We start from the raw sequence: 21610 nt of genomic DNA, 5'->3' as shown, positions 1-21610 counted from the left end.
ACATGTCCGCACAACTGAACGCCGGCGGCGCGGCCGCCGCCACCGAAGAGACCGCGCTGCTGGACCAGATCGTCGAGGAAAGCCGTGTCGCCCGCTCGAGCTCCGAGCATGAACGCGCCAAGGACCTGATCGCCGAACTGGTCAACCAGGTCATGGAAGGCACCGTGGTCGTGTCCGACAACCTGGCCGCGACGATCGATGCGCGCGTCGCGGAACTGGACGAGATGATCTCCCAGCAGCTGTCGGCCGTGATGCACGCGCCGCAGTTCCAGAAGCTAGAGTCCAGCTGGACCGGCCTGCACTACCTGGTCAAGAACAGCGCCACCGGCCAGAACATCAAGATCAAGATGCTCAACGCGACCAAGAAGGAACTGGTCAAGGACTTCCAGAGCGCGATCGAGTTCGACCAGAGCACGATGTTCAAGAAGGTCTACGAAGAGGAATTCGGCACCTTCGGCGGCGCCCCGTTCGGCGCCCTGGTTGGCGACTACGAGATCACCCGCCAGCCGGAAGACATGTACTTCATCGAACAGATGTCGCACGTGGCCGCGGCCGCGCATGCGCCGTTCATCAGCGCCGCGTCGCCCGAGCTGTTCGGCCTGGACAGCTACAGCGAACTGGGTCGCCCGCGCGACCTGTCCAAGCTGTTCGACACGATGGAGTACTACAAGTGGAAGGCCTTCCGCGAGTCGGAAGATGCGCGCTACGTGGGCCTGACCCTGCCGCGCTTCCTGGGCCGCCTGCCGTACAACCCGGCCGACGGCGCCATCACCGAAGGCTTCAACTTCGTCGAGGACGTGGACGGCACCGATCACCAGAAATACCTGTGGTGCAATGCCGCCTATGCGTTCGCCAGCAAGCTGACCGCCGCGTTCGCGGACTACGGCTGGTGCGCGGCGATCCGCGGCGTGGAAGGCGGCGGCCTGGTCGAAGACCTGCCGACCCACACTTTCAAGACCGACGAAGGCGAAGTGGCGCTCAAGTGCCCGACCGAGATCGCCATCACCGACCGCCGCGAGAAGGAACTGTCCGACCTGGGCTTCATCTCGCTGGTGCATTGCAAGAACACCGATTACGCCGCCTTCTTCGGCGCGCAGTCGGCGCAGAAGGCGCGCAAGTACGCGTCCGACGCGGCCAACGCCAACGCGGTGCTGTCCTCGCAGCTGCAGTACATCTTCGCCGTCTCGCGCATCGCCCACTACATGAAGGCGATGATGCGCGACAAGATCGGCAGCTTCTCCGCCGCATCGAACGTCGAGGACTTCCTGAACCGCTGGCTGACCCAGTACGTGCTGCTGGACGATAACGCGAGCCAGGAACAGAAGGCCCAGTTCCCGCTGCGCGAAGCGTCGGTGCAGGTCTCCGAGGTGCCGGGCCGCCCGGGCGTGTTCCGCGCCGTGTCGTTCCTGCGCCCGCACTTCCAGCTCGACGAGCTCTCCGTTTCACTCCGACTGGTCGCGGAGCTGCCTACGACCAAACCGTAATCAACTACAACTGAAAGGAACATTTAATGGCAATCGACGTCTACCTGCAGATCGACGGTATCAAGGGCGAATCCGCCGACTCCAGCCACAAGGACTGGATCGAGGTGAAGTCCGTGAACTGGGAAGTGCTGCAGCCGAAATCGGCAACCGCATCGACCGGTGGCGGCCACACCGCCGAGCGTACCGAGCACCGCGACATCGTGATCTCGAAGCTGGCCGACCTGGCAACCCCGCTGCTGCTGCAGAATTGCTCTTCGGGTAAAACCCTGCCGAAGGCCAAGTTCGAATTCCTGCGTGCGGATGGCCAGGGCGAACGCGTGAAGTACTTCGAGATCGAACTGGAAAACGTGCTGATCTCCAGCGTCGCTCCGTCCGTGGCGCCGGGCGACATCCTGACCGAGGACGTGAAGCTGAAGTACTCCAAGGTCAAGTGGAAGTACACCCAGCAAAAAGTCGGCGGCGGCATCGGTGGCAACACCTCCGGCGGCTGGGACCTGTCGACCAACAAGGTCGCCTAAGCATTACCCATCGAGGCACCATGCACGGCTATACACCAGGCCTGTTCGACCGGCTCATGGATGCGCCCGCGCCTGGCGCCTCGCAGGCAACGGTATCGCGGTTGTCGATCGAAGACCTCAAGGAAACGGTCGCCCGCGATCTCGAAGCCTTGCTCAACACCCGCATCGCACTGCCGGATGAACTGCTGCAGCAGTTTCCGCAGTGCCGCCGTTCGCTGGTGACCTACGGCCTGCAGGATTTCGCAGGCCGTTCCCTGTCCAGCTTCGACGACCGTGCCTACATTTGCGCCTGCCTCGAGGAGGCCATCGCGCGCCATGAGCCGCGCCTGCGCAATGTGCGCGCCACGCTCGAACTGCGCGAGGATGCAGTCAATTGCCTCAATTTCGCCATCACCGCGCTCCTGGTCGTCAACCCGGCCCAGGAACCGGTCAATTTCGACGCCATCCTGCAGCCCTCCAGTCAGCATTACACGATCAGCAAGGCACGCCGGCCAGGATCGGCAGGAGCATGAGTTGGAAGAGTTATTACCGTATTACGAACGCGAGCTGGGATTTCTACGCCGCTATTCACGCGAATTCTCGGAGCGCTACCCGAAGATCGCCGGCCGCCTGCTGATCGGCGGCGAGGTCTGCGAGGATCCCCATATCGAGCGCATGATCCAGGCGTTCGCGCTGCTCAATTCGCGCATCGCCAAGCGCCTGGACGACGACTACCCGCAGTTTACCGAAGCGCTCTTCGAAGTGCTGTACCCGCATTACCTGCGCCCGTTTCCATCGTGCTCGATCGTGCGCATGGACTACGGCAGCCGCGCGGCCCAGCTGACGGCCGCGGCGGAAATCCCGCGCGGTACCCACCTGGCCACCCGCAAGGTCCGGGGCGCGGCCTGCACGTTCCGCACCGCCTACCCGGTAACGGTGGCGCCGATCGCGTTGTCGCGGGCCGCGTTCGCGCCCATCATCGACGCGCCGGACGCCGTGCGCCTGCCACCGGGCGCCACCTCCAGCATCAGCATCACGCTGTCGGCGACGGCCGCCCAGGTGACGCTGGGCCAGCTCAAGCTCGGCAAGCTGCGCGTCTTCCTCGACGGCGAGCCGTCGTTCTGCGCCGCGCTGCGCGACGCGCTGTTCATGCGCACGCTGTCAGCCTACGTGGAGGAGGGGAGCAGCGGCCGCTGGATCCAGCTCGGCAGCGTTCCGCTGTCCCCGGCCGGCTTCGACGAGGACGATGCGCTGATCGATTTCTCGGCGCGCTCGCACACCGCCTACCGCCTGCTGACCGAGTTCTTCTGCTTCCCCGAAAAGTTCAATTTCGTCGACATCGACGTGGCGGCGCTGACGGCGCTGATCCCGTCGGGGGCGCGCGAACTCACGCTGCACCTGGCGCTGTCCGGCCTGCGCACCGATTCCGATATCGCGCGCATGCTGGGCAGCCTGTCCACCAACAACCTGCTGCTCGGTTGCACGCCGGTGGTGAACCTGTTCAAGAAGCGCGGCGAACCGATCCGCCTGACGCACACGAAGGCGAGCTATCCGGTGCTGGCGGACGCGCGGCGCGCCTTTGCCTACGAGGTCTATGCGCTCGACTCGGTCAAGCTGGTGCGCCAGACGCCGCAGGGGGAGACGATCACCGACTTCCAGCCCTTCTATTCGCTGCGCCATGGCCAGACGCCCGACCGCAACGGCCATTACTGGGTGATGCGGCGCGACGATACCCTGGCCGACAGCAGCCCCGGATACGAGATGCAGATCTCGATCGTCGACATCGACTTCGATCCCGCGGCAGTGGAGACCGACACGCTGAGCCTGGACCTCACCTGCACCAACCGCGACCTGCCGGCCACGCTGACCTACGGCCTGCCCGGCGGCGACCTGTTCATGGAAGGCGGCGCGCGCATTTCCGCCATCAGCTTCCTGCGCAAGCCCACCCGCTCGCAGCACTTCGGGCGCGGAGCCGGCGCGCACTGGCGCCTGATCTCGCACCTGTCGCTGAACCACCTGTCGCTGACCGGCGGCGGGGTGGAAGCATTTCGCGAGATGCTGGCCATGTATGATCTGCCCCGCTCACCGGCATCGCAGCGCCAGATCGGCGGCATCGCCGAGGTGTCGCACAAGCCGGCCAACGCCTGGCTGCCCGGCAATCCGTTCGCCTGCCTGGTGCGCGGCATGGAAGTGCGCCTCACGGTCGACGAGGAAGCCTTCGTCGGCAGCGGCATCCATGCATTCGCCCACGTGATCGAACGCTTCCTCGGCCTGTACGTGCATGCCAACAGCTTTACCCAACTCGTGATCGTCTCATCCAAGACCGGAGAAGAATTATTGAAATGCAGTCCACGCAGCGGCGATTTAAGCCTGCTGTAATCGAGCGCCTGTTCGCGCAGCCCTACCGCTTCGAGTACTTCCAGGCCGTGCGCATGTTCGAGCTGTGGCTGAAGCGCCATGGCCGGGTGCGCGAGGGCGCCGTGGCGAACTTCCTGCGCTTTACCAACTCGACGTCGCTGGCCTTTCCCGCCAGCCAGATCGAGGCGATCGAGGCGGAGCCGCGCGAACTCGCGCTGGACCGGCACTCGCTTGCCGAGGCGCTGCGCGATGCCAAGCTGCGCTACGTGCGCATCACGCCCGCCTTCATGGGCCTGCTGGGCAGCACGGGCGCGCTGCCGGCGCACTATACCGAGCGCATCGCCGCGCACATGGTCACCACGCGCGACGATGGCCCGCGCGCCTTCCTGGACACCTTCTCGAACCGCGCGCTGGCTCTGTTCTACGAAGCCTGGCGCAAGTACCGGCTGGAACTGAAGTACCAGCTCGACGGCAAGGATGGCTTCCTGCCGCTGCTGCTCGCACTGGCCGGCGTCGGCCAGCCTTCGCTGCGCCGGCGTTTCGCCGGCAACGAGCATGGCGAGCTGCTGGACGAGTCGGTGGCCTACTTCGCCACCGCGATGCGTCACCGGCCCGCGTCCAGCGTGCAGATCGCCCGCGTGCTGGGCGAGTACTTCGCCGTGCCCGTGAAGACCGAGCAGTTCATCGGCCGCTGGTACGACATGCCCGAGGAGCAGCAATGCCGGCTGGGCATGGCCAACGCCATGCTGGGCGCGGGGGCCATGGCCGGCGCCCGCGTGTGGCAGCGCGACCTGCGCCTGCGCATCGTCATCGGCCCGCTCAAGCGCGCCCGGTTCGAATCGTTCCTGCCGGGCGGGAAGGCGGCGCTGGCGCTCGCTTCCATGCTGTCGATGATGACCGGCGTGTCCCTCGAATACGAGGTGCAGCTGGTGCTGTGCGCGCAGGAAGTCGAGGGCGCGTCGCTGTCGGAGAACCGCAGCGGCGGGCGCCTCGGCTGGGATACTTTCCTGCCCGGCGGCGGGCTGACCCGCGACCGCGACGACGTGCGCTACGACGTGCACGCGCTCTGAAACCACCGAATAACCAACACCACGAGGGACCACCCCCATGAGCCTGAATCTCAAGACGCTGATCGGCAAGCTGAACGACACCTGCCGCACCGCCGCCACCCGCGCCGCCGGCCTGTGCGTATCGCTGGGCCAGTTCGAAGTGGACCTGGAACACCTGTTCCTGGCCCTGCTGGAGCAGCCGAAAAGCGACTTCGCCATCATCGCGCGCCAGAGCGGCATCAGCCCGGGCATGCTGGAAGCGGACCTGCAGGCGGAACTGTCGCGCCTGAAGTCGGGCAATTCCCGCACGCCGGTCTTTTCGGCGCGCCTGCCCAAGCTGTTCGAACACGCCTGGCTGATCGCCTCGCTCGACATTCCGGACGGCAGCCCGGCCCAGATCCGCAGCGGCCACCTGCTGCAGGCGTTGCTGACCGATGCCGAGCTGTCGCAGTTGGCCTACCGCGGCTCCAGGCTGTTCGACAAGTTCGACGTCGACCAGATCAAGCACAACCTGGACAAGATCGCCGCCGGTTCGCAGGAAGCGCCGGCCCCGCAGGCGCGCGCGGCCGCGGCGGCGCAGGCGCACGGCAGCGACCCGGTCGGCGAGCTCTCCGGCGGCACGGCGTCGAAGACGCCCGCGCTGGACCAGTTCACCACCAATCTCACGCAGCGCGCCCGCGACGGCAAGGTGGACCCCGTGATCGGCCGCGACACCGAGATCCGCCAGGCCATCGATATCCTGATGCGGCGCCGCCAGAACAACCCGATCCTGACCGGCGAGGCTGGCGTGGGCAAGACGGCCGTGGTCGAAGGCCTGGCCCTGCGCATCGCCACCGGCGACGTGCCGGACGTGCTGAAGGGCGTGGAAATCCACACGCTGGACATGGGCCTGCTGCAAGCTGGCGCCTCCGTCAAGGGCGAGTTCGAGAACCGCCTGAAGAACGTGATCGACGAGGTGAAGAAAAGCCCGCATGCGATCATCCTGTTCATCGACGAGGCGCACACCATGATCGGCGCCGGCGGCCAGGCCGGCCAGAACGACGCGGCCAACCTGCTCAAACCCGCGCTGGCGCGCGGCGAGCTGCGCACCATCGCCGCCACCACCTGGGGCGAATACAAGAAGTACTTCGAGAAGGATGCGGCGCTGGCGCGGCGCTTCCAGGTCATCAAGGTGGAAGAGCCCAGCGAGGAGCTGGCCTGCGCCATGTTGCGCGGCATGGCCCCGCTGATGGAAAAGCACTTCGGCGTGCGCGTCTACGACGAGGCGATCACGGAAGCGGTGCGCCTGTCGCACCGCTACATCAGCGGCCGCCAGCTGCCGGACAAGGCGATCAGCGTTCTGGACACGGCGTGCGCCAAGGTCGCGCTGGGCCAGAACGCCACGCCGGCACTCATCGAGAACCTGGCGCGCAAGCTGGAGCGCATCGACGCGGAAGCGGCGGCGCTGAAGCGCGAGCAGAGCTCGGGCACCGCCCACGGCGCGCGCCTGGACGAGCTGGAGACGGAGCGCGCGGCTGCCGCCGACGAGCACGACCGCCTCGCCGCCCGCTGGGAACAGGAAAAGGAACTGACCGAACGCATCATGCAGGGCCGCCGCACGCTGGAAGAGGCGGACGAAGGCAACGCCAGCGCCGGCAACGACGTGCAGGCGCTGGTGGCCGAGTTGCGCGCGCTGCAGGGCGAGACGCCGATGGTGCCGGTGCAGGTCGACGGCCACGTGGTGGCCGAGATCGTGGCCGGCTGGACCGGCATCCCGCTCGGCAAGATGGTGAAGGACGAAATCAAGACCGTGCTGAACCTGAAGGACTTGCTGGAAGAGCGCGTGCTGGGCCAGCCGCACGCGATCGAGGCGGTGGCGCAGCGCGTGCGCACGGCGCGCGCCAACCTGGACGATCCGAACAAGCCGAAGGGCGTGTTCCTGTTCGTCGGCCCCTCCGGCATCGGCAAGACGGAAACGGCGCTGGCGCTGGCCGACGTGCTGTATGGCGGCGAGCGCAAGCTCATCACCATCAACATGAGCGAGTACCAGGAGGCGCACAGCGTCTCCGGCCTGAAAGGCTCGCCGCCGGGCTATGTGGGCTACGGCGAGGGCGGCGTGCTGACCGAGGCGGTGCGCCGCAATCCCTACAGCGTGGTGCTGCTCGATGAAGTGGAAAAGGCCCACCCGGACGTGCTGGAGCTGTTCTTCCAGGTGTTCGACAAGGGCGTGATGGACGACGCCGAAGGCCGCGAGATCGACTTCAAGAACACCATCATCATCCTCACCTCGAACGTGGCCTCCGCCGCGATGATGGGGGCTTGCCTGAACAAGACCGGGGAAGAGCTGCCGGCGCCGGACGAACTGGAAGCCGTGATCCGCCCGCAGCTGATGAAGCAGTTCAAGCCGGCCTTCCTGGGCCGCCTGAAGGTGATTCCGTATTACCCGCTGTCGGACGACGTGCTGGTGGAGATCATCGAGCTGAAACTGAAGCGCATCGCCAAGCGCATCGCCATCAATCACAAGGCCGAATTCTCGTACGACGAGGCGCTGGTGGAAGCGGTGCTGGCGCGCTGCACCGAGGTCGATTCGGGCGCGCGCAATGTGGACAATATCCTCAACGGCACCTTGCTGCCGGAGGTGGCCGAGTCGGTGCTGGCGAAGATGGCGGAGGGCGCAAGCATTTCGCGCATCGCCGTCACGGCCGATGAGCAGGGGCAGTTCGGCTACACGATCGAGTAAGACTCCGGCGCCGCCCTGACGGGGGGCGCCGGTCCTGCCCTCGCGGCATGCGTTCAAGGCCTGGCTGGCGAGTGGGACCTCATGCTTCAACCCGGCAGCAAAACCTGGGGGCAGACCCCGGCCTCTCGTTCATGGGGTTGATCTATCGCCTTGACTGGCAGCCAAGCGGCATCGCAGGCTGCGATGTTCTTCTCAATTGGCGTCCGGCTGGATCCCCAGCAATTCCTCGATATGCGCCAGCGACGAGGAATCCTTGACGACCGAGCGCAGCCAGGTGTGCAGGTCCTGCTCGCCGGCGCGCGCCGCCTTCTCGGCGAAATACGACACGGGGCTGTGCGGTTCCGTGCGGCGGAAGAATTCGGCGATCACGCGCAGTTGGGCGATGGCTTGCTGGCGCGTGTGGATGGCGCCCGGCGGGCCACTGGGCGCGGCGGTCGCCACGGGCGCGTCGCCCGTGGCAGGCACTATCGCGTTGTCCTGCGCGGCCGGCGCGGCTTCCTCGGCGGGGGCCGGGACCAGGCCCTGCATGTCGCGAATGGCGTCGCGCGCGCCCACGAAGCCCGGCGCGTCATGGCCGAGCCGCGCATCGGCCGCACGTTCCAGGTCCAGCAGCGCGTCCAGGCAAGCCTGCGCGTCGGCCGCGAAGGCGCGGCGGAAAGCGATGGAGGTGGCGTTGCGTGAGGATTCCAGCTCGGCGAGCTGGCGGTTGTCTTCGCCGCCCTGGCGGCGCGCGATGTCGAAATCGAGGGGCGAACAGGCGCGGCCGTTGCCGTCCGTGATCGGCATCTCGCGCAGCAGCGGCTTGATACGGCCCAGCAGCCAGCTCAGGGTACCGATGCGGCGTTCCTGGTCGCCGTCGTCCGCTTCCGGGTACAGGCCCTGGTCCCAGAAGCCTTCCAGCAGGCCGGCAACCACGCGCAGGCCCTCGGCCAGGCCGCGCAGGCGGTACTGCTTGGCGGCGGCCTCGGTCATCCAGGCGGCCAGCCGCAGGTCCTTGCTCTTCGTCTCGAGCAGGTTGGCGCAGCTGCGCACCACGAATTCCCAGTCCGCTTCTTTCAGGTCCGTCACCCATTCGCCCTGGTCGAGCGAGGGGTCGTCGAAGGTGCGCGCGTGGGCGATCGCATCCAGTTCGGGCGAGAAGGAAAGGTCGATGCCGCCTGGCTGGTCCGGGCTGATCGGCTGGAGTAACTGCTCGGCTGAAAACATGCTGGGTTCCTTATGGTGATCGCGCTTACTGCGCGATGCGGAATTCGATGCGGCGGTTGCGCGCGCGGCCTTCGGCCGTGTCGTTGCCGGCAATCGGCCGGTTGGCGCCCTGGCCGCTGGCGGTCAGCAGGTCGCCGTTGATGCCGTTGGCGGCGAGGTAAGCCTTCACCGCCTCGGCGCGCGCCTGGCTCAGGCCCTGGTTCGTGGCGGGCAGGCCCTGGTTGTCCGTATGGCCGATGATCTCGATCTTGCGCTGTTTCAGCTTCTGCATGGCGCGGATCATCTCGTCCAGGATCGCGCGGCCGGCCGGGGTCAGCGTGGCCTTGCCGCTTTCGAATTCTACCGTGCGGTTGGCCAGCGTGCTGTCGAGGATGCCCTGGTCGGCGCTCGACACGCGCAGCCCGTTGTTGACCGTGTACGTGGGATTCAGGCTGGTCGCCACATCGCTGGCGATCTTCTGGCGCTGCGCCTCGTTGGCCACCTCGCCGCGCAGGCTCACCGTGGTGCCGTCGATCTTCAGCTGGCCGCGGCTGATCTGCTTCAGGTCGGGCGTGAGCAGCTTTTGCACGTAGTCGTTCCAGTTGGCCGGCGTGGCCACCTGGCCCACGGCGATCTGGTCCACCACGCGCTCGGCGCCGTAGATATCGCGCAGGCGCGCCAGCACGGCGGCGCGCGTTGCTTCATCCGGCACGGTGCCGGCGGCCACCACCTGGCCGGGCTGCGGCGCGGCGGTCTGCGCGGCCGCCGCGCCCAGGGCGCAAGCGAAAAGGAGGGGGAGGAGTCGTGACATCTTCATCAATCAGCTTCCAATAAAGGCCGCGCACACGGAATCGAGCGCGGACTTGAGGGACAGGTCGGGCTGGGCCAGGTAGGTGGACAGTTTCTTGACGGCGTAGTCGTCGTTCACCTGGTCTTCCACCCAATCGAGCTCGTCGAAGGCGATGTGGCGCTCCAGTCCCGCCTGCGGGTCCATGATCGCCTGCAGCGTGTGCGCCGACGCGCCGGAAAAGCCCAGCACGAGGGCGGGCCGCCCCCCAAGGCGCGTGAGGAACAGCGCCAGTTCGAAGTCGGCACGGGCCAGGAACGGCGCGACCAGGTGCATCCAGAACGCCGCGGCCAGGCTGCGGTACATCGGATCGACCGGCAGCGGCAGCACCAGGCTCTTTTCCAGCCGGCTGGAACTGCTGGCCAGCACCGGTTGCAGCAGCATGCCCAGCGCCAGCAGCACCTGGCGCAGCGAGCCTTCGAAGCCGCCCTGGGCCAGCTGCGCCTGCAGTCCGCCCACCGTCTGCAGTTCGAGGAAGTCGGCGAACGCCGCGCCGTACGCGGCAGTGCGCAGGTCGATGTCTATCGCCTGGCTGGCCGCCGCCTGCAGCGGGGCCGTGGCATCCTGGGCGCTCACCACGCCCTGGCTCATGCCCTCCAGCCGGTTCCACAGGCGGTTCAGCACCAGCGGTGCATCGCCCACGAAGGCGGCCGGCTCCGGCACCTCCAGGGCGCTCATCATCAGGAACGGGAAGCGCCGCTGCGACTGGTCGCTGCTGGCCACGATATGGCCCGCGATCGCGTGGCGCCGGCGCGGGCCGATGATGGCGAAGTTGAGCGGCGCCACCGCGTCGTAGGAAAGCTTCCAGCGCGCGTCGGCGCTCAGCAGGTCCATGGCGCGGGCCAGCCAGTCGTCCAGCAGCTTGATCAGGGCAGGGTTGTCGCTGCCCTTGACGAAGTCGCCCCGGCTGGGGATCTTGCCGAAGTAGCCGATGCTTGCGGCCGAGGTCGTGGCGCGGCTCATTGCGCACCTCCCACCGGTGCGGCCGCAGCGGACGGGTTCGATACCGCGGCCGATACGACCGGGCTCGGTACGATGATCGATTCGGGCAGGCGCAGGCGCTTGAAGCCCTGGGCCGCCGGCGCGGGCGCGGCGGGTGCCGGGGCCGGCGCCCGGGTGCCCACGATCTTCAGGTTGGCCGTCACGGTCACGCCCGAATTGCTCCAGCTGAGTTCGAACACGCCATTGTCGCGGCGGTTGCGCGACGCCGTTTCCACCATCTTCTTCAAGCCCGAGTGGCCCGGTTCATTGAGCAGCACCACCGGGTTGCCCTGCGGCGTGATGGCGGTGATTTTCGCGCCCGGCGCGCCGCTCGCATTCGGCCACACCATGTGCACCCAGGGCTGGGCCTGGCCGCGCCAGCGCAGCGCCTGGCCGTCGATCTCGATGGTGAATTCGCTCGCGCCCACCGCCTTCAGCGCCTGCAGGTCGAACATGGTCTGCGGCTCGCCGGGGGCGGTGGCCGCCGCGTTGGCGACGCCGCCTTCCGACAGCGGCGCGACCCAGCTCGGGAAGCTCTGCAGCACGGCCGGCGACAGGTTGATGCCCATATTGGCCCACGTCCTCGCGCTCAACGCGTCGCCGCGACGCACGACCAGCGGGCCGATGGTGGTGTCGAAGAACTTGGCGATCGCGCCCTGCGGGCCGAATACCTGGCCGATCTCGGCATCGCTGGCCTCCTGCTTGGAGTCCATCGCGAACGGATACTTGTTCACCAGGTTCTGGCGGAACGGCGTGAGCACCTGGGCCGCCCACACCTTGTCGATCTCGGCCTCGGTCGGCCGCACGATCACGGCGAAGCTCTGCATCAGCGGCCGCACCAGCAGGCCCCGAAGGGCCTGCTTCTGCGAGTCGCTCATGCCGGTCAGCATCTGCTCGTCGACGTACTTCAGCGCTTCGGCCAGTTCGGAACCGTTGCCGTCCAGCGTCTGCTGCATCAGCTGTTTGGCGCCGGGGCCGGTGTCGCCCTGGTTCTTGATCGTGTTGAAGCGGCTGCGCAGCTTGGACAGGTGGTTCATGTAGCCGCCCATCAGCGAAGCGTCGTTGTCCTTCGCGACGACCATGCGTGCCACGCCGGCGAATTCGCGGCCGACGGGGCCGAGCGGCAGGGCGGTCTTCGGCATGCTGGAGGGCGCCTGGATGTTGACGTTCACGCGCGACGGGGTCTGGCGCAGGATCGTTTCGCGGAACCACGCGCCGATGCCGCGCTTGGCCTGGGCGACGCCGGCATCGACCAGGGTCGGGTTGTCCCACGAGGTCTGCTCATACACGGTGGTGACGAGCTTGCCGATCGGCGAGATCTGCGGATCGCCCAGGCGGTTCATCGCCGCGGCTGCCGCGTCGAAGCCGGACAGGTCGCGGATCGTCACGCCCTGCAGGAAGCGCTGCCATTCGCGCGCATATTCGGTCTTGTACAGTTCGACCAGGCTTTTCTGGATCTGTTCCGGGCTGCCTTCCAGCGTCAGGTCGTCGCTCGAGGAGGTGCGCAGCACCCAGTCGGCGCTTTGCAGCTCGCGGTTGGCGGCATCCTTGAAGGCGTCGCGCACGAAGCCTTCCCACGCTTCGCGGGTGAAGGTGCCGGGGATGGCATAGCTGCCCAGCACCAGTTCCTTGTCCTGCTCGCCCACGATGCGCGCCACGGTCATGGTGGGGAAGCGGGTGGCGGCGCGCGCCTTCACGTCCGCATACACGCGCTCGCGCGCCGGCATGCCGCGCACCACGCGCTTGAGGTTTTCGCGGGTCTGGTCCACCAGGGCCAGCTTCGGTTCAAGGCGCGGCCAGGAGGTATCCTGGATCTGCGCCAGGTAGAAGGTGATGATGCGTTCGGCCCCGCGGATCATCTGCTCGCGCGACATGGCGCCACGGTTGGCGTCCAGCCAGCCGCGCCAGAAGCGCGTCAGCTGGTCGTTCAGGTGCGCGCCCTCGGCGCGCGCCGGGTCGGACAGCATCAGGTAGGTCTTCAGGGCGTTGTAGGCATCCTCGCTGCTGGTCGGCGAGGAATCCTTGAACTGCTGGGCGGCGGCCTGCACCGGTTGCGCGCTGGCCGGTCCGGCGGCCGTGCCGGCGGCGGCCGCCACGGCGGCGCGCGAAGCCGGTTGCAGCTGGGCCGCGTTACGGTTCACTTCGGCCAGGTAGCCTTCCAGCGCTTCCCCCACGGGCTTGAGCATCACTTCGCGCACGCCGCTGAAGTACTCCTCGCGCAGCTTGCGCTCCAGGTAATCGCCCTGGTACAGGCCCAGGCTGAGCGACAGCGGGCGCTTGGTGCGGTAGCTTTCCAGCTGCTCGATGCGGTCCTGCAGGATTTGCAGCGCCTCGAAGCGCGATTGCAGGTCGAGCCGCTTGTCCTGCACGCGTACGGCCTGCGCCAGGTCGGCTTCCACGTTTTCCACCAGCTGGCGGTTGTTCACATAAGACCAGCTCCAGCCGCCCAGGGCCAGGCCGGCGAACGCGGTGGCGGCGAAGAAGGCAGCATAGCGCACGCGCGTCTTGGCCGGGCTGGCATACTGCGCCACCAGTTCCTTGTCGGCGAAGATCACCTTGCGGAACAGGTTGAGCAGGAAGTAGCCCTGCTGCTGGTGGCTGTCCTCGTGGTGGCCCGGCTGCAGGCGAATGTCGAAGCGCTGCGCCACGCGCTTCGAGGAAGCGGAGACGGGCTCGCCTTCCTGCAGCGCGCTGGTGAAGTAGAAGCCGCGGAATACGGGCTTGAACTGGAACGGGTTTTCCTCGAACAGCGTGGCGATGAACGAGCGCAGCGGCGCCTTCACGTTCGAGAATTCGAGCGGGAAGGTAAACACCCCCGGCGGCATGCGCTCGCGCGACAGCAGCGCCATGTTGGCGGCGCTCATGTCCTTCAAGCCTTCATACAGTTCGTCGAAGCGGGCGTCGAACTGGTCGAGCACCTGCTGGCCGCTGGCATGCTGGTTGTAGGGCAGGGTGGCCCCCCACACGCGGTCGCGCTCGGCGCGGTCGGCATCCTGGAAGAATTCATTGAAGCCGGTGATCAGGTCGGCTTTCGTGAACACCACGTAGACCGGCGCATGCACTTCCAGTTTCTCGGTCAGCTCCTGCACGCGCTGGCGCAGGTTCTTGGCCAGGTTGATGGCGAACTCGGGGCGGTTGCCGGCCAGCTCGGCGACACTGGCGGCGATGATCACGCCATTGATCGGCGCTTTCTTGCGGTACTTCTTGAGCAGGGAAAGGAAACCGAACCACTCGGCGCGGTCTTCCTCGTTCACCGAGTAGCGGCCGGCGGTGTCGATCAGGATGCCGTCGGTGGTGAAGAACCAGTCGCAGTTGCGGGTGCCGCCCACGCCGTGCACGATCTTCGCGTCCGCGAACGGGAATTGCAGGCCCGAGCTGGCGATCGCCGTGCTCTTGCCCGCCGCCGGGTTGCCGATCACCATGTACCAGGGCAGCTCATAGAGCGCCGCGTCGTCCGACAGCAGGCCCAGTTTCGAGCCCTTGATCGTGCCGATGGCGTCGAGCATGCGCTTCTTGATCGCCTCGTGCTCCTCGCGCTGGGTGGCGTTGGCCTTCGGCGTAGCGGCGACGGCCTGTTGTTCCAGCATGTCGCCCAGTTCGGCGGCGGCCTTGCGGTTGCGCCAGCGGCGCCAGCCCCACAGCGCGGCGCCGGCGGCCAGGGCGAGCAGGAACAGTCCCCAGGCCCACGGCACCGGCAGGCCGAGCAGGCGCGTGGAGATCCACAGCAGCGCAGCCAGGGCGAGGTAGCCGATCGCCGTCAGGCTGGAGCGGGTCGTCAGGAACTGCCAGATAGTATCAATCATCGTAAAACTCGACTAAAAACTGCTCGTCAATCGATCAGGATTGCAGGGCCGGCGGGCGAACCAGCACGGCACTGCGGTGGTGGGGGTCTTCATTGCTCACGCACAGGACCGGCGCCTGCCGTTCCTGTGCCTGCTGGTTGGCCAGCGCCAGCGCGGCCACGAACGGCACGGCGCCCGCGTGGCCGCAGGCACTGCCCGTGGCCAGCACGTCGGCGCCGGTGTCGAGCTGAGCCAGTTCGCCATTGGCCAGCTCCATCAGTTCCATCATGCGGCTGGTGCGGTGCCCCGTGTCGGCCACGAGCGCCGCCACCGCGCCGGCCGCGATGGCGCCCTGCGTGCATGCCTGCGCGCCCAGGCGCCGCAGCAAGGCGGCATCGGCCTTGCGCGCGACGTCGGCCGAATCGTCGCGTTGGGCCGCCACCGTGTGCAGGTGCGCCGGCGCCTCGCCCAGCAGGGCCGCTTGCGTGGCGTCGGCCAGCAGCAGGCCGGCGGCGCCTTCGCCGGGGATCAGGCCTTGCTGGCGGCTGGCCACGAACAGCCGGCCCTCGGCCGCCAGCGCGTTCACGCTGGCTTCGCCGATGTGGGAATCGGCGGCGAGGAGCATGCCCAGCGTGGGCGTGCCGCTTGCCTGCGCCGACAGCTGGATCAGCCAGTTCGATACCGCGGCGGCGGGCGCGGCCTGCGCCGCGACGCTGATGCTGGCGCGGTCAGCGGGCCAGCCCATTTCACCGATCACGTGGCGCACCCAGGCCGCGGCGGCCGCGCGTTGCGCCTCGTTCCAGGCGCCGGCCTGCGCCAGCAGGACCTGCAACAACGGCGGCTGCGGTGCATGCGCTGCCTGTTGGTCGCTTTCGTCAGGTTGCGCATGCGGGTGGGCGGCGGCATGCTGCGCCAGTTCGGCGGCGACCTCGGTCAGCATGCCGAGGGCGCGCCACTGCTCCTCGTCGAATGCCGGCTCGGCCAGCGCTTGCGCCGCCAGCCACGCTTCGATCTGTTCGCGCCGCCCCGGATCGACCGGGTCTTTCACGCGCGCGCTCATGATGGGATAACCCTCGTCGTCGAGGAGTTCGGGATCGAGGTCGCCGCGCGCGCGCTGGCCGGCGATCGCCTCGGCCAGTTCCTCCGGCGCGGCGCCGTGCGGCGTGCGCAGGGCCGTTGCCAGCACGGCCAGCGACGGGCCGGCCACCAGCGGCGCCGGCACTGCCGCGCCGGCGGGTGACGCGGCCGCTTCCGGTGCGGCCGCCGGCTTGATCAGGTGCCGGACCAGCAGGAACACGCCCAGCAGCGCCAGCGGGGCACCCAGCAGCAGCACCGCGAGCTCGGTATTGGACGGCGAGCGCCCCGCGCCCTGCCACCAGGTGATGGCGCCGCCCCAGCAAAGGCCGAACGCGACCAGTGCCGCCAGGCCGCCTTTGATCCACGCCCCCATCGTTATACCTGGTCGACCGTGTTCTGCTGCCCGGCGATCAGGGTCGCGCCGCAGCCGGTCTTGTCGCCGTGGCGCGCCACCGGCTTGCCGTCGATGATGCAGGTCTGGTCGCCGGAGACGATCGGGCTGGTGCCATGGCCGGGGATCGGGCAGCTCGTCTTGTCGCCCATGCGCGCAATGCCGATGCCGCCGCTGTCGCTCATGGTCGACGCCTCGATGACGGTGCCGCCATGCGAGGTCTTGTCGCCCAATCTGATCACAGGTCCTGCCATGTTCCGTTCTCCCGCTTCCTTGTCCGCTGTTTCATATGCCGTTTCGCTCAACGGCGTTGCATTACCCCGGGCAAACGCAGTTCCGTATGCCCCAGGTCCATCATTTTCCAGCGCCCGCCCCAGGTCAGGCCCATTGACTCGGCCACCTCGCCATACAGCTGGTAGCCGCGCATCGCCCATGGATCCTTTTCCGAGATGACGATGCGGCCGTTACGCACGAAGGCGCAGTCGGCCGCCAGCCCGTACTGGTGCCAGCTCTGGAAGGCCGCCGCGTTGGTGACGTTCGGCCCCATCGCGGCCAGCATGTCCTGCCGCTGCGGGCTCCGGTAACCCTCCAGGATCGCCATTTCGTAGCCATGCTTCTCCTTCATGATCCGGAACACATGCAGGAGCCGCTGCTGGTACTCCGCATTGAGCAGTGCCCAGTCGCGGCTGGCCGTGGCAATCATCGGCCGTTCCTTTTGCACTTCCGCGCTGGCGAAGGCGAGCGGCGGCAGGGGCGGCGGCGGCACCAGCTGTTCGCCCTCCAGCAGGGTGGCGACCTGCGTGTTGACTTCCCGGGTCGATTCCTCGTAGCCGCCCAGCTGCGTGTGGCCGGCGCTCATCAGCGCCACCAGGGGCGGCGCGCCCAGCAACAGTGCACCACCGAGGCACAGCAGGTAATGGCGGCGGATGAAGGTACCGGCCTCGCGCAGCGACGCGCCAGAGGTCTGCCCGATTGCATCGAGACGCCGGCTTTCGCGCTCCGCCGTGGCGCGCCAGCCACGCTGCAGCCGCTTGCCAGTGCCGGCCAGCGCCTGCAGCACCAGTGCCCGCCCCGAGGGGAACAGCACCAGCCAGCTGATCAGGCAAGCCAGCAGGAAGTACAGCGCGACAGCGACAAACAACACGTTGAGTCCGTTCTTCTGCCAGGGCAGCGAGCGATGAAAATATGATTGCTCCGAAGTATAACTTAATCTCTAGATAATAGGTCGCTTATAATATTATTTGTGGCGCGCACAGGCGCAGTGGTTTACAGACTTTGTGCGGAGGGTTATATAGATCGCGTAAAGTTAAGCAGGAAATAATAAGGGAGTATATTTTGCCGCAACGTGATGAACCGGGCCGCACCAGCCGACCCAGCCTTCTCCCGGAGCAGCCGCAACAGAATGCGGCAGGAGACGACCAGAGCATCCTGAGCAAGCTCGATGGCCGCGCGAGCCCGTCCGGTTCGGCGCGCGCACCGCGCAAGGCCGGCCGCAAGGGCGGTATGATGGCGGGCCTTGCGGCCGCCGTCGTGCTGGGCGGCGGCGCGTTGGCCTGGACGATGCAGGAAAACGACGACGCCGGCATGCAGGTTGCCGCGGCCCCTGCGCAGGCTTCCGCGGCTGCGCCGGCAGTGGCACCGGCGGTGATCGCAGATGCGCCTCACCCGGAACCATCGGCTGCGCCCGCAGTAGCGCAGGCCGCGCCCGCGCATGACAGCAATGTGAGCGCCGCGACGATTCTTGATGAAATGCCTGGTGCCGCTGGTGCTGCCACCGCGGCGGCCGTCGCGGCCGGGGCAACCGCCGTCGCGGCACGCCCCCCCGCCGCGCCGGATGGCAAGGACGGCAAGGATGAACTGGCGGCGTTTCTGGACAAGCGGGCCTCCGGTGAAAAGTCCGAGGCCGCCAAACCGGACGACGAAGAGAAACTCGCCAAGGCGGCTCCCGCGAAAAAGACCCAATTGACCAGGGCGGAGCGCAAGGCGAAAGCGGCAAGGGAGAAACGATTGGCCCAGGCAGCGGCGAAGAAGAAGAAGCCGGCGGCGAAAAGCGCGCCCGCCGACAGCGACGCCGCCCTGCTGGCGGCGCTGCTGGCCCATTCGAAGGCAGCGGCCGCGCGGGAAAACAAGGCCCCGGCCGAACAGAAGGGCTGTGCCACGTCCGGCAGCGGTACCGATAGCGGAAAAAACAAGGCGAAGGGCGACTGCAAGGATCCCCGCGTGGCCGAGATTGCGGGTTGACGATGGCGGTGGAGCTGGTTGAAGGAGTGCGGGCCGCACTGGCCCTGTTTTCGAGCGCGACGCGGCTGTACGCATTGCAGGTTGGCGATGGCAGCCGGGAACTGGGCGCCGGCGGACTGCTGGTGGAAGCGTTCGTGGCGGACGACCTGGTGCAGGGAGTGGGCGCGCGCGACGTGATCGCCGTATCCACCAGCGCCCATATCGACTTGCCGGCCCTGCTGGGCCAGCCGGCCACCTTGCAGGTGAGCCTGGCCGACGGCACGCGGGCGAGCTTCGCCGGCGAAATCAGCGAGTTCGCCATGCTGGGCAGCGAAGGCGGCCTGGCACGCTACCGCGTGCGCATTTCCCACTGGATCTGGCGGCTGGCCCACGTGCGCAACAGCCGGGTGTGGCAAGACCAGGGCGTGGTCGACATCATCGAATCCGTGTTCGGCGCCTACCAGCCGGCCGCACGCTGGCGCTGGAGCGACGAGGTGATGCCGTTCCTGGACGGCGCGCTGCCGCGCAGCTACTGCTGCCAGTACCGCGAGACCGATCTCGCCTTCGTCGAACGCCTGCTGGCGGAAGAGGGGCTGGCATGGCGCTACGACCACGACGAGGATGGCCCGCTGATGGTCCTGTTCGCCGACAGCAGCAGCAAGACGGGCGTGCCGGACGACGTTTCGAGTGCCGCCGGCGGCGTGCGGTTCCACGGCGCGCATGCGCGCGAACAGAGCGACACCGTGCAGGCGCTGGCCGCCATGCGCAGCGTGGGTGCCTCGGCCAGCACGGTGCTCAGCTACGACTACAAGGCCAAGAAGGCGGTGGCGGCCAGCTCGCCGTCGCGCCTGTCGAACGGCGCCAGGCTTCCGCCCCTCGAATCGTTCGACGGGCCGGGCCAGTACGCCTATGCCGATTGGGGCCAGGCCCAGCGCTACGCCGACCTGCAGATGGAAGCGCGCGAGGCGCGCAGCCAGCTGTGGCGCGGCCGTTCGACGGTGCGCACGCTGCGCGCGGGCACGCGCCTGACGGTCACCGGCACGCCATTGCAATCCCTGGGCGAAGCGGCCAGCTACACGGTGCTGCGCGTGGTGAGCGTAGGCGTGAACAACCTGCCGTCCCGCGCCACCGAAGCGCTGGCGGAGCTGTTCGGCCCCATTCCCGAACTGCTGCACGAAACCGTGCGCGACCTGCCGCCAGACTTCCAACTGACGATCGACCAGGCCCGCAAGAGCGGCTACGGCAACTGCTTCGAGGCGGTCGCCAGCGACGTCGTCTGGCGCCCGGTCCTGCCGGGCAGCGATGGCCGCTCGCACCCGAAACCGACCGCCCGCGGCGCGCAGACCGCGATCGTGATCGGGCCGGACGGCAGCGACACGCCGGCCGGCGCCGATGAGCTGTACTGCGATGCGCTGGGCCGCGTGCGCATCCGCTACCACTGGCAGGACAGCGGCGACGCCACCTGCTGGGTACGCGTGGCGCAGCGATTGGCCGGCGGCGGCATCGGCAGCCAGTTCCTGCCGCGCATCGGGCAGGAAGTGGTCGTGCAGTTCATGGAGAACGACATCGACCGGCCGATCATCGTGGGCGCCGTGTACAACGGGCAGGGCGAAGGAGGCGTTGCACCCACGCCGGGCGGCGAAGCGCCTTCATCGGATAATGCTGCCTCGCTGTTCCAGCCGGCGCACGACCACGCGATCTCCGCGCAGGGCAACCTGACCGGCGGTCATTCGCCCGTGTGGCATGGCGCTTCGGCCGAGAGTGCCGGGCACCGCAATGCCGCGAGCCAGTGGGGCGTGCGCACCAGGGAATTTGGCGGCGCGGGCTACAACCAGTTGCTGTTCGACGATACGGATGCGCAGGGAAGGGTGCAGCTGCGCACCACATCGGCGGCCACCGAGCTGAATCTGGGCCATTTGATTCACGCGGCCGACAATTATCGCGGGTCGCTGCGCGGCCAGGGAGCGGAGTTACGTACCGACGCCTATGGTGCCGTACGGGGTGGGGCGGGCTTGCTGGTGTCGAGCTACAAGATTGCGCATGGCGCCGGGTCGCGCGATCCGGCCGGTGACAACTCGGCCGGGATTGCGTTGATGAAGCAGGCGGTCAAGCTGGGCGAGACGTTCAGCCAGGCGGCCGTGACGCATGAGACGGTGGGCCTCGCTGCGCACCTTGGCGCCGCCAAGGCTTCGTCCAGTGTGCTCGACCCGAAGGCGGCGCCGTTGAAGGCCATGCTGGACAGTGTGTCGGGCATGGTGGGTTCTGGCGGTTTCGATGCCGCGCTTTCCGATGCCGCGTCAAAAAACACCAGCCCGGATGACCGCAAATTGCCGCACTCGAGCGATCCGATCATTGCGATTTCCGCGAAAGCGGGGCTGGTGGTCACTGCTGGGCAGGCGGTGCAGCTGTCCAATGGCGAGACCGTCAGTTTGATGAGCGGGCAGGATGCGCAGTTCATCACTGGCGGGCAGATGCGGGTGCATAGCCAGCAGGCCGTTGGCGTGCTGGCTGGTGCCGTCAAGGCTGGCGAGGGTGGTGTCGGGTTACAGCTAATCGCGGCCAAGGATGCGGTCGAGGTGCAGGCCCAGGCCGATGTGCTGAAGGTGCAGGCGCGGGATGAGGTGAATGTGGTCAGTGCCAATGCTCACGTTGACTGGGCGGCTGCGAAGAGCATCAGTTTGTCGACAGCGGGTGGTGCGAATATCACTATCGATGGCGGGAATATTACTGTGCAGTGTCCGGGGAAGATTGCGATTCATGCGGGGAAGAAGAGTTTCTCAAGTGCGAGCAAACTTGACAATGTTCTGCCAACTCTTCCGCGTGCATCTATGCGATTCGACGACCAGTTCCAAATAGTCGACCCATCAGGGCAGCCGATGGCCTCAATGCGATACGCTATTGTGCGTGAAAATGGGGCAAGGATGGAAGGTATTTCGGACCAAAATGGCATGATCCCATTATTGCAGGCGTTCAGTTCAGAACGGATCCAAATCGAGATTCTTGGAAAGCTTAAAGTTTAG

15 protein-coding genes are annotated in these 21610 nt (G+C 67.3%); 8 read left to right on the top strand and 7 right to left on the bottom strand.

From position 1 onward, the window contains the following. The first annotated feature begins 2 nt into the window (after nt 1-2). The 6 genes from tssC to tssH are packed head-to-tail and all read left to right on the top strand — an operon-like array spanning nt 3 to nt 8107. On the top strand, nt 3-1484 hold the full coding sequence (gene tssC / locus V6Z91_RS28540; RefSeq protein ID WP_338764333.1) for a type VI secretion system contractile sheath large subunit: 1482 nt from the start codon (nt 3-5) through the stop codon (nt 1482-1484). A gap of 26 nt (nt 1485-1510) precedes the next feature. Continuing rightward, entirely contained in the window at nt 1511-2002 is a 492-nt protein-coding gene (locus tag V6Z91_RS28535) for a type VI secretion system tube protein Hcp (protein ID WP_338764331.1), read from the top strand. A 20-nt stretch (nt 2003-2022) separates the two neighbouring features. Then, a complete protein-coding gene (gene tssE, locus V6Z91_RS28530; RefSeq protein WP_338764329.1) occupies nt 2023-2514 on the top strand; it encodes a type VI secretion system baseplate subunit TssE in 492 nt (163 codons plus the stop codon). A 1-nt stretch (nt 2515) separates the two neighbouring features. Further along, nucleotides 2516-4360 (top strand): type VI secretion system baseplate subunit TssF, encoded by a 1845-nt coding sequence (gene tssF / locus V6Z91_RS28525; RefSeq protein ID WP_338764327.1) that lies wholly within the window; start codon nt 2516-2518, stop codon nt 4358-4360. Continuing rightward, nucleotides 4324-5409: a type VI secretion system baseplate subunit TssG gene (gene tssG, locus V6Z91_RS28520; protein WP_338764325.1), complete on the top strand. Its 1086-nt coding sequence runs from the start codon at nt 4324-4326 to the stop codon at nt 5407-5409. The genes tssF and tssG overlap by 37 nt, the downstream gene beginning before the upstream one ends. 37 nt (nt 5410-5446) lie before the next feature. Further along, nucleotides 5447-8107 (top strand): type VI secretion system ATPase TssH, encoded by a 2661-nt coding sequence (gene tssH / locus V6Z91_RS28515; RefSeq protein ID WP_338764323.1) that lies wholly within the window; start codon nt 5447-5449, stop codon nt 8105-8107. A gap of 192 nt (nt 8108-8299) precedes the next feature. On the opposite strand, the gene tssA is transcribed toward tssH, so the two are convergent. Genes tssA through V6Z91_RS28480 form a run of 7 tightly spaced genes read right to left on the bottom strand, consistent with a single transcriptional unit; the run spans nt 8300 to nt 17514 of the window. Continuing rightward, nucleotides 8300-9313 (bottom strand): type VI secretion system protein TssA, encoded by a 1014-nt coding sequence (gene tssA / locus V6Z91_RS28510; protein WP_338764321.1) that lies wholly within the window; start codon nt 9311-9313, stop codon nt 8300-8302. Nucleotides 9314-9338: 25 nt separating this feature from the next. Next, complete coding sequence (locus V6Z91_RS28505; protein WP_338764318.1) at nt 9339-10109, bottom strand: OmpA family protein; 771 nt, start codon at nt 10107-10109, stop codon at nt 9339-9341. A 3-nt stretch (nt 10110-10112) separates the two neighbouring features. Then, nucleotides 10113-11102, bottom strand: a complete 990-nt coding sequence (tagF, locus tag V6Z91_RS28500; protein ID WP_338764316.1) for a type VI secretion system-associated protein TagF — start codon at nt 11100-11102, stop codon at nt 10113-10115. Further along, complete coding sequence (tssM, locus tag V6Z91_RS28495; RefSeq protein WP_338764313.1) at nt 11099-14923, bottom strand: type VI secretion system membrane subunit TssM; 3825 nt, start codon at nt 14921-14923, stop codon at nt 11099-11101. The genes tagF and tssM overlap by 4 nt, the downstream gene beginning before the upstream one ends. Nucleotides 14924-14957: 34 nt before the next feature. Further along, nucleotides 14958-16352, bottom strand: a complete 1395-nt coding sequence (locus V6Z91_RS28490) for a hypothetical protein (protein WP_338764310.1) — start codon at nt 16350-16352, stop codon at nt 14958-14960. 2 nt (nt 16353-16354) lie between these two features. Beyond that, entirely contained in the window at nt 16355-16624 is a 270-nt protein-coding gene (locus tag V6Z91_RS28485; RefSeq protein ID WP_338764308.1) for a PAAR domain-containing protein, read from the bottom strand. Nucleotides 16625-16671: 47 nt separating this feature from the next. Beyond that, entirely contained in the window at nt 16672-17514 is an 843-nt protein-coding gene (locus V6Z91_RS28480) for a M15 family metallopeptidase (RefSeq protein WP_338764305.1), read from the bottom strand. 131 nt (nt 17515-17645) lie between these two features. Here V6Z91_RS28480 and V6Z91_RS28475 point away from each other — a divergent pair, with 131 nt between their 5' ends. Together V6Z91_RS28475 and V6Z91_RS28470 are read left to right on the top strand one after the other, a co-directional pair. After that, nucleotides 17646-18611: a hypothetical protein gene (locus V6Z91_RS28475; protein WP_338764303.1), complete on the top strand. Its 966-nt coding sequence runs from the start codon at nt 17646-17648 to the stop codon at nt 18609-18611. A gap of 2 nt (nt 18612-18613) precedes the next feature. Continuing rightward, the gene (locus V6Z91_RS28470; RefSeq protein ID WP_338772093.1) at nt 18614-21610 is read left to right on the top strand and encodes a type VI secretion system Vgr family protein; all 2997 of its coding nucleotides are present in this window, start codon (nt 18614-18616) and stop codon (nt 21608-21610) included.

The organism is Massilia sp. METH4, assembly GCF_037094685.1.
In the GTDB taxonomy this organism is placed as follows: Bacteria; Pseudomonadota; Gammaproteobacteria; order Burkholderiales; family Burkholderiaceae_D; genus Rugamonas.
The sequence above is the reverse complement of the archived record's forward strand: the minus strand, read 5'-3'. Positions and strand labels throughout refer to the sequence as shown.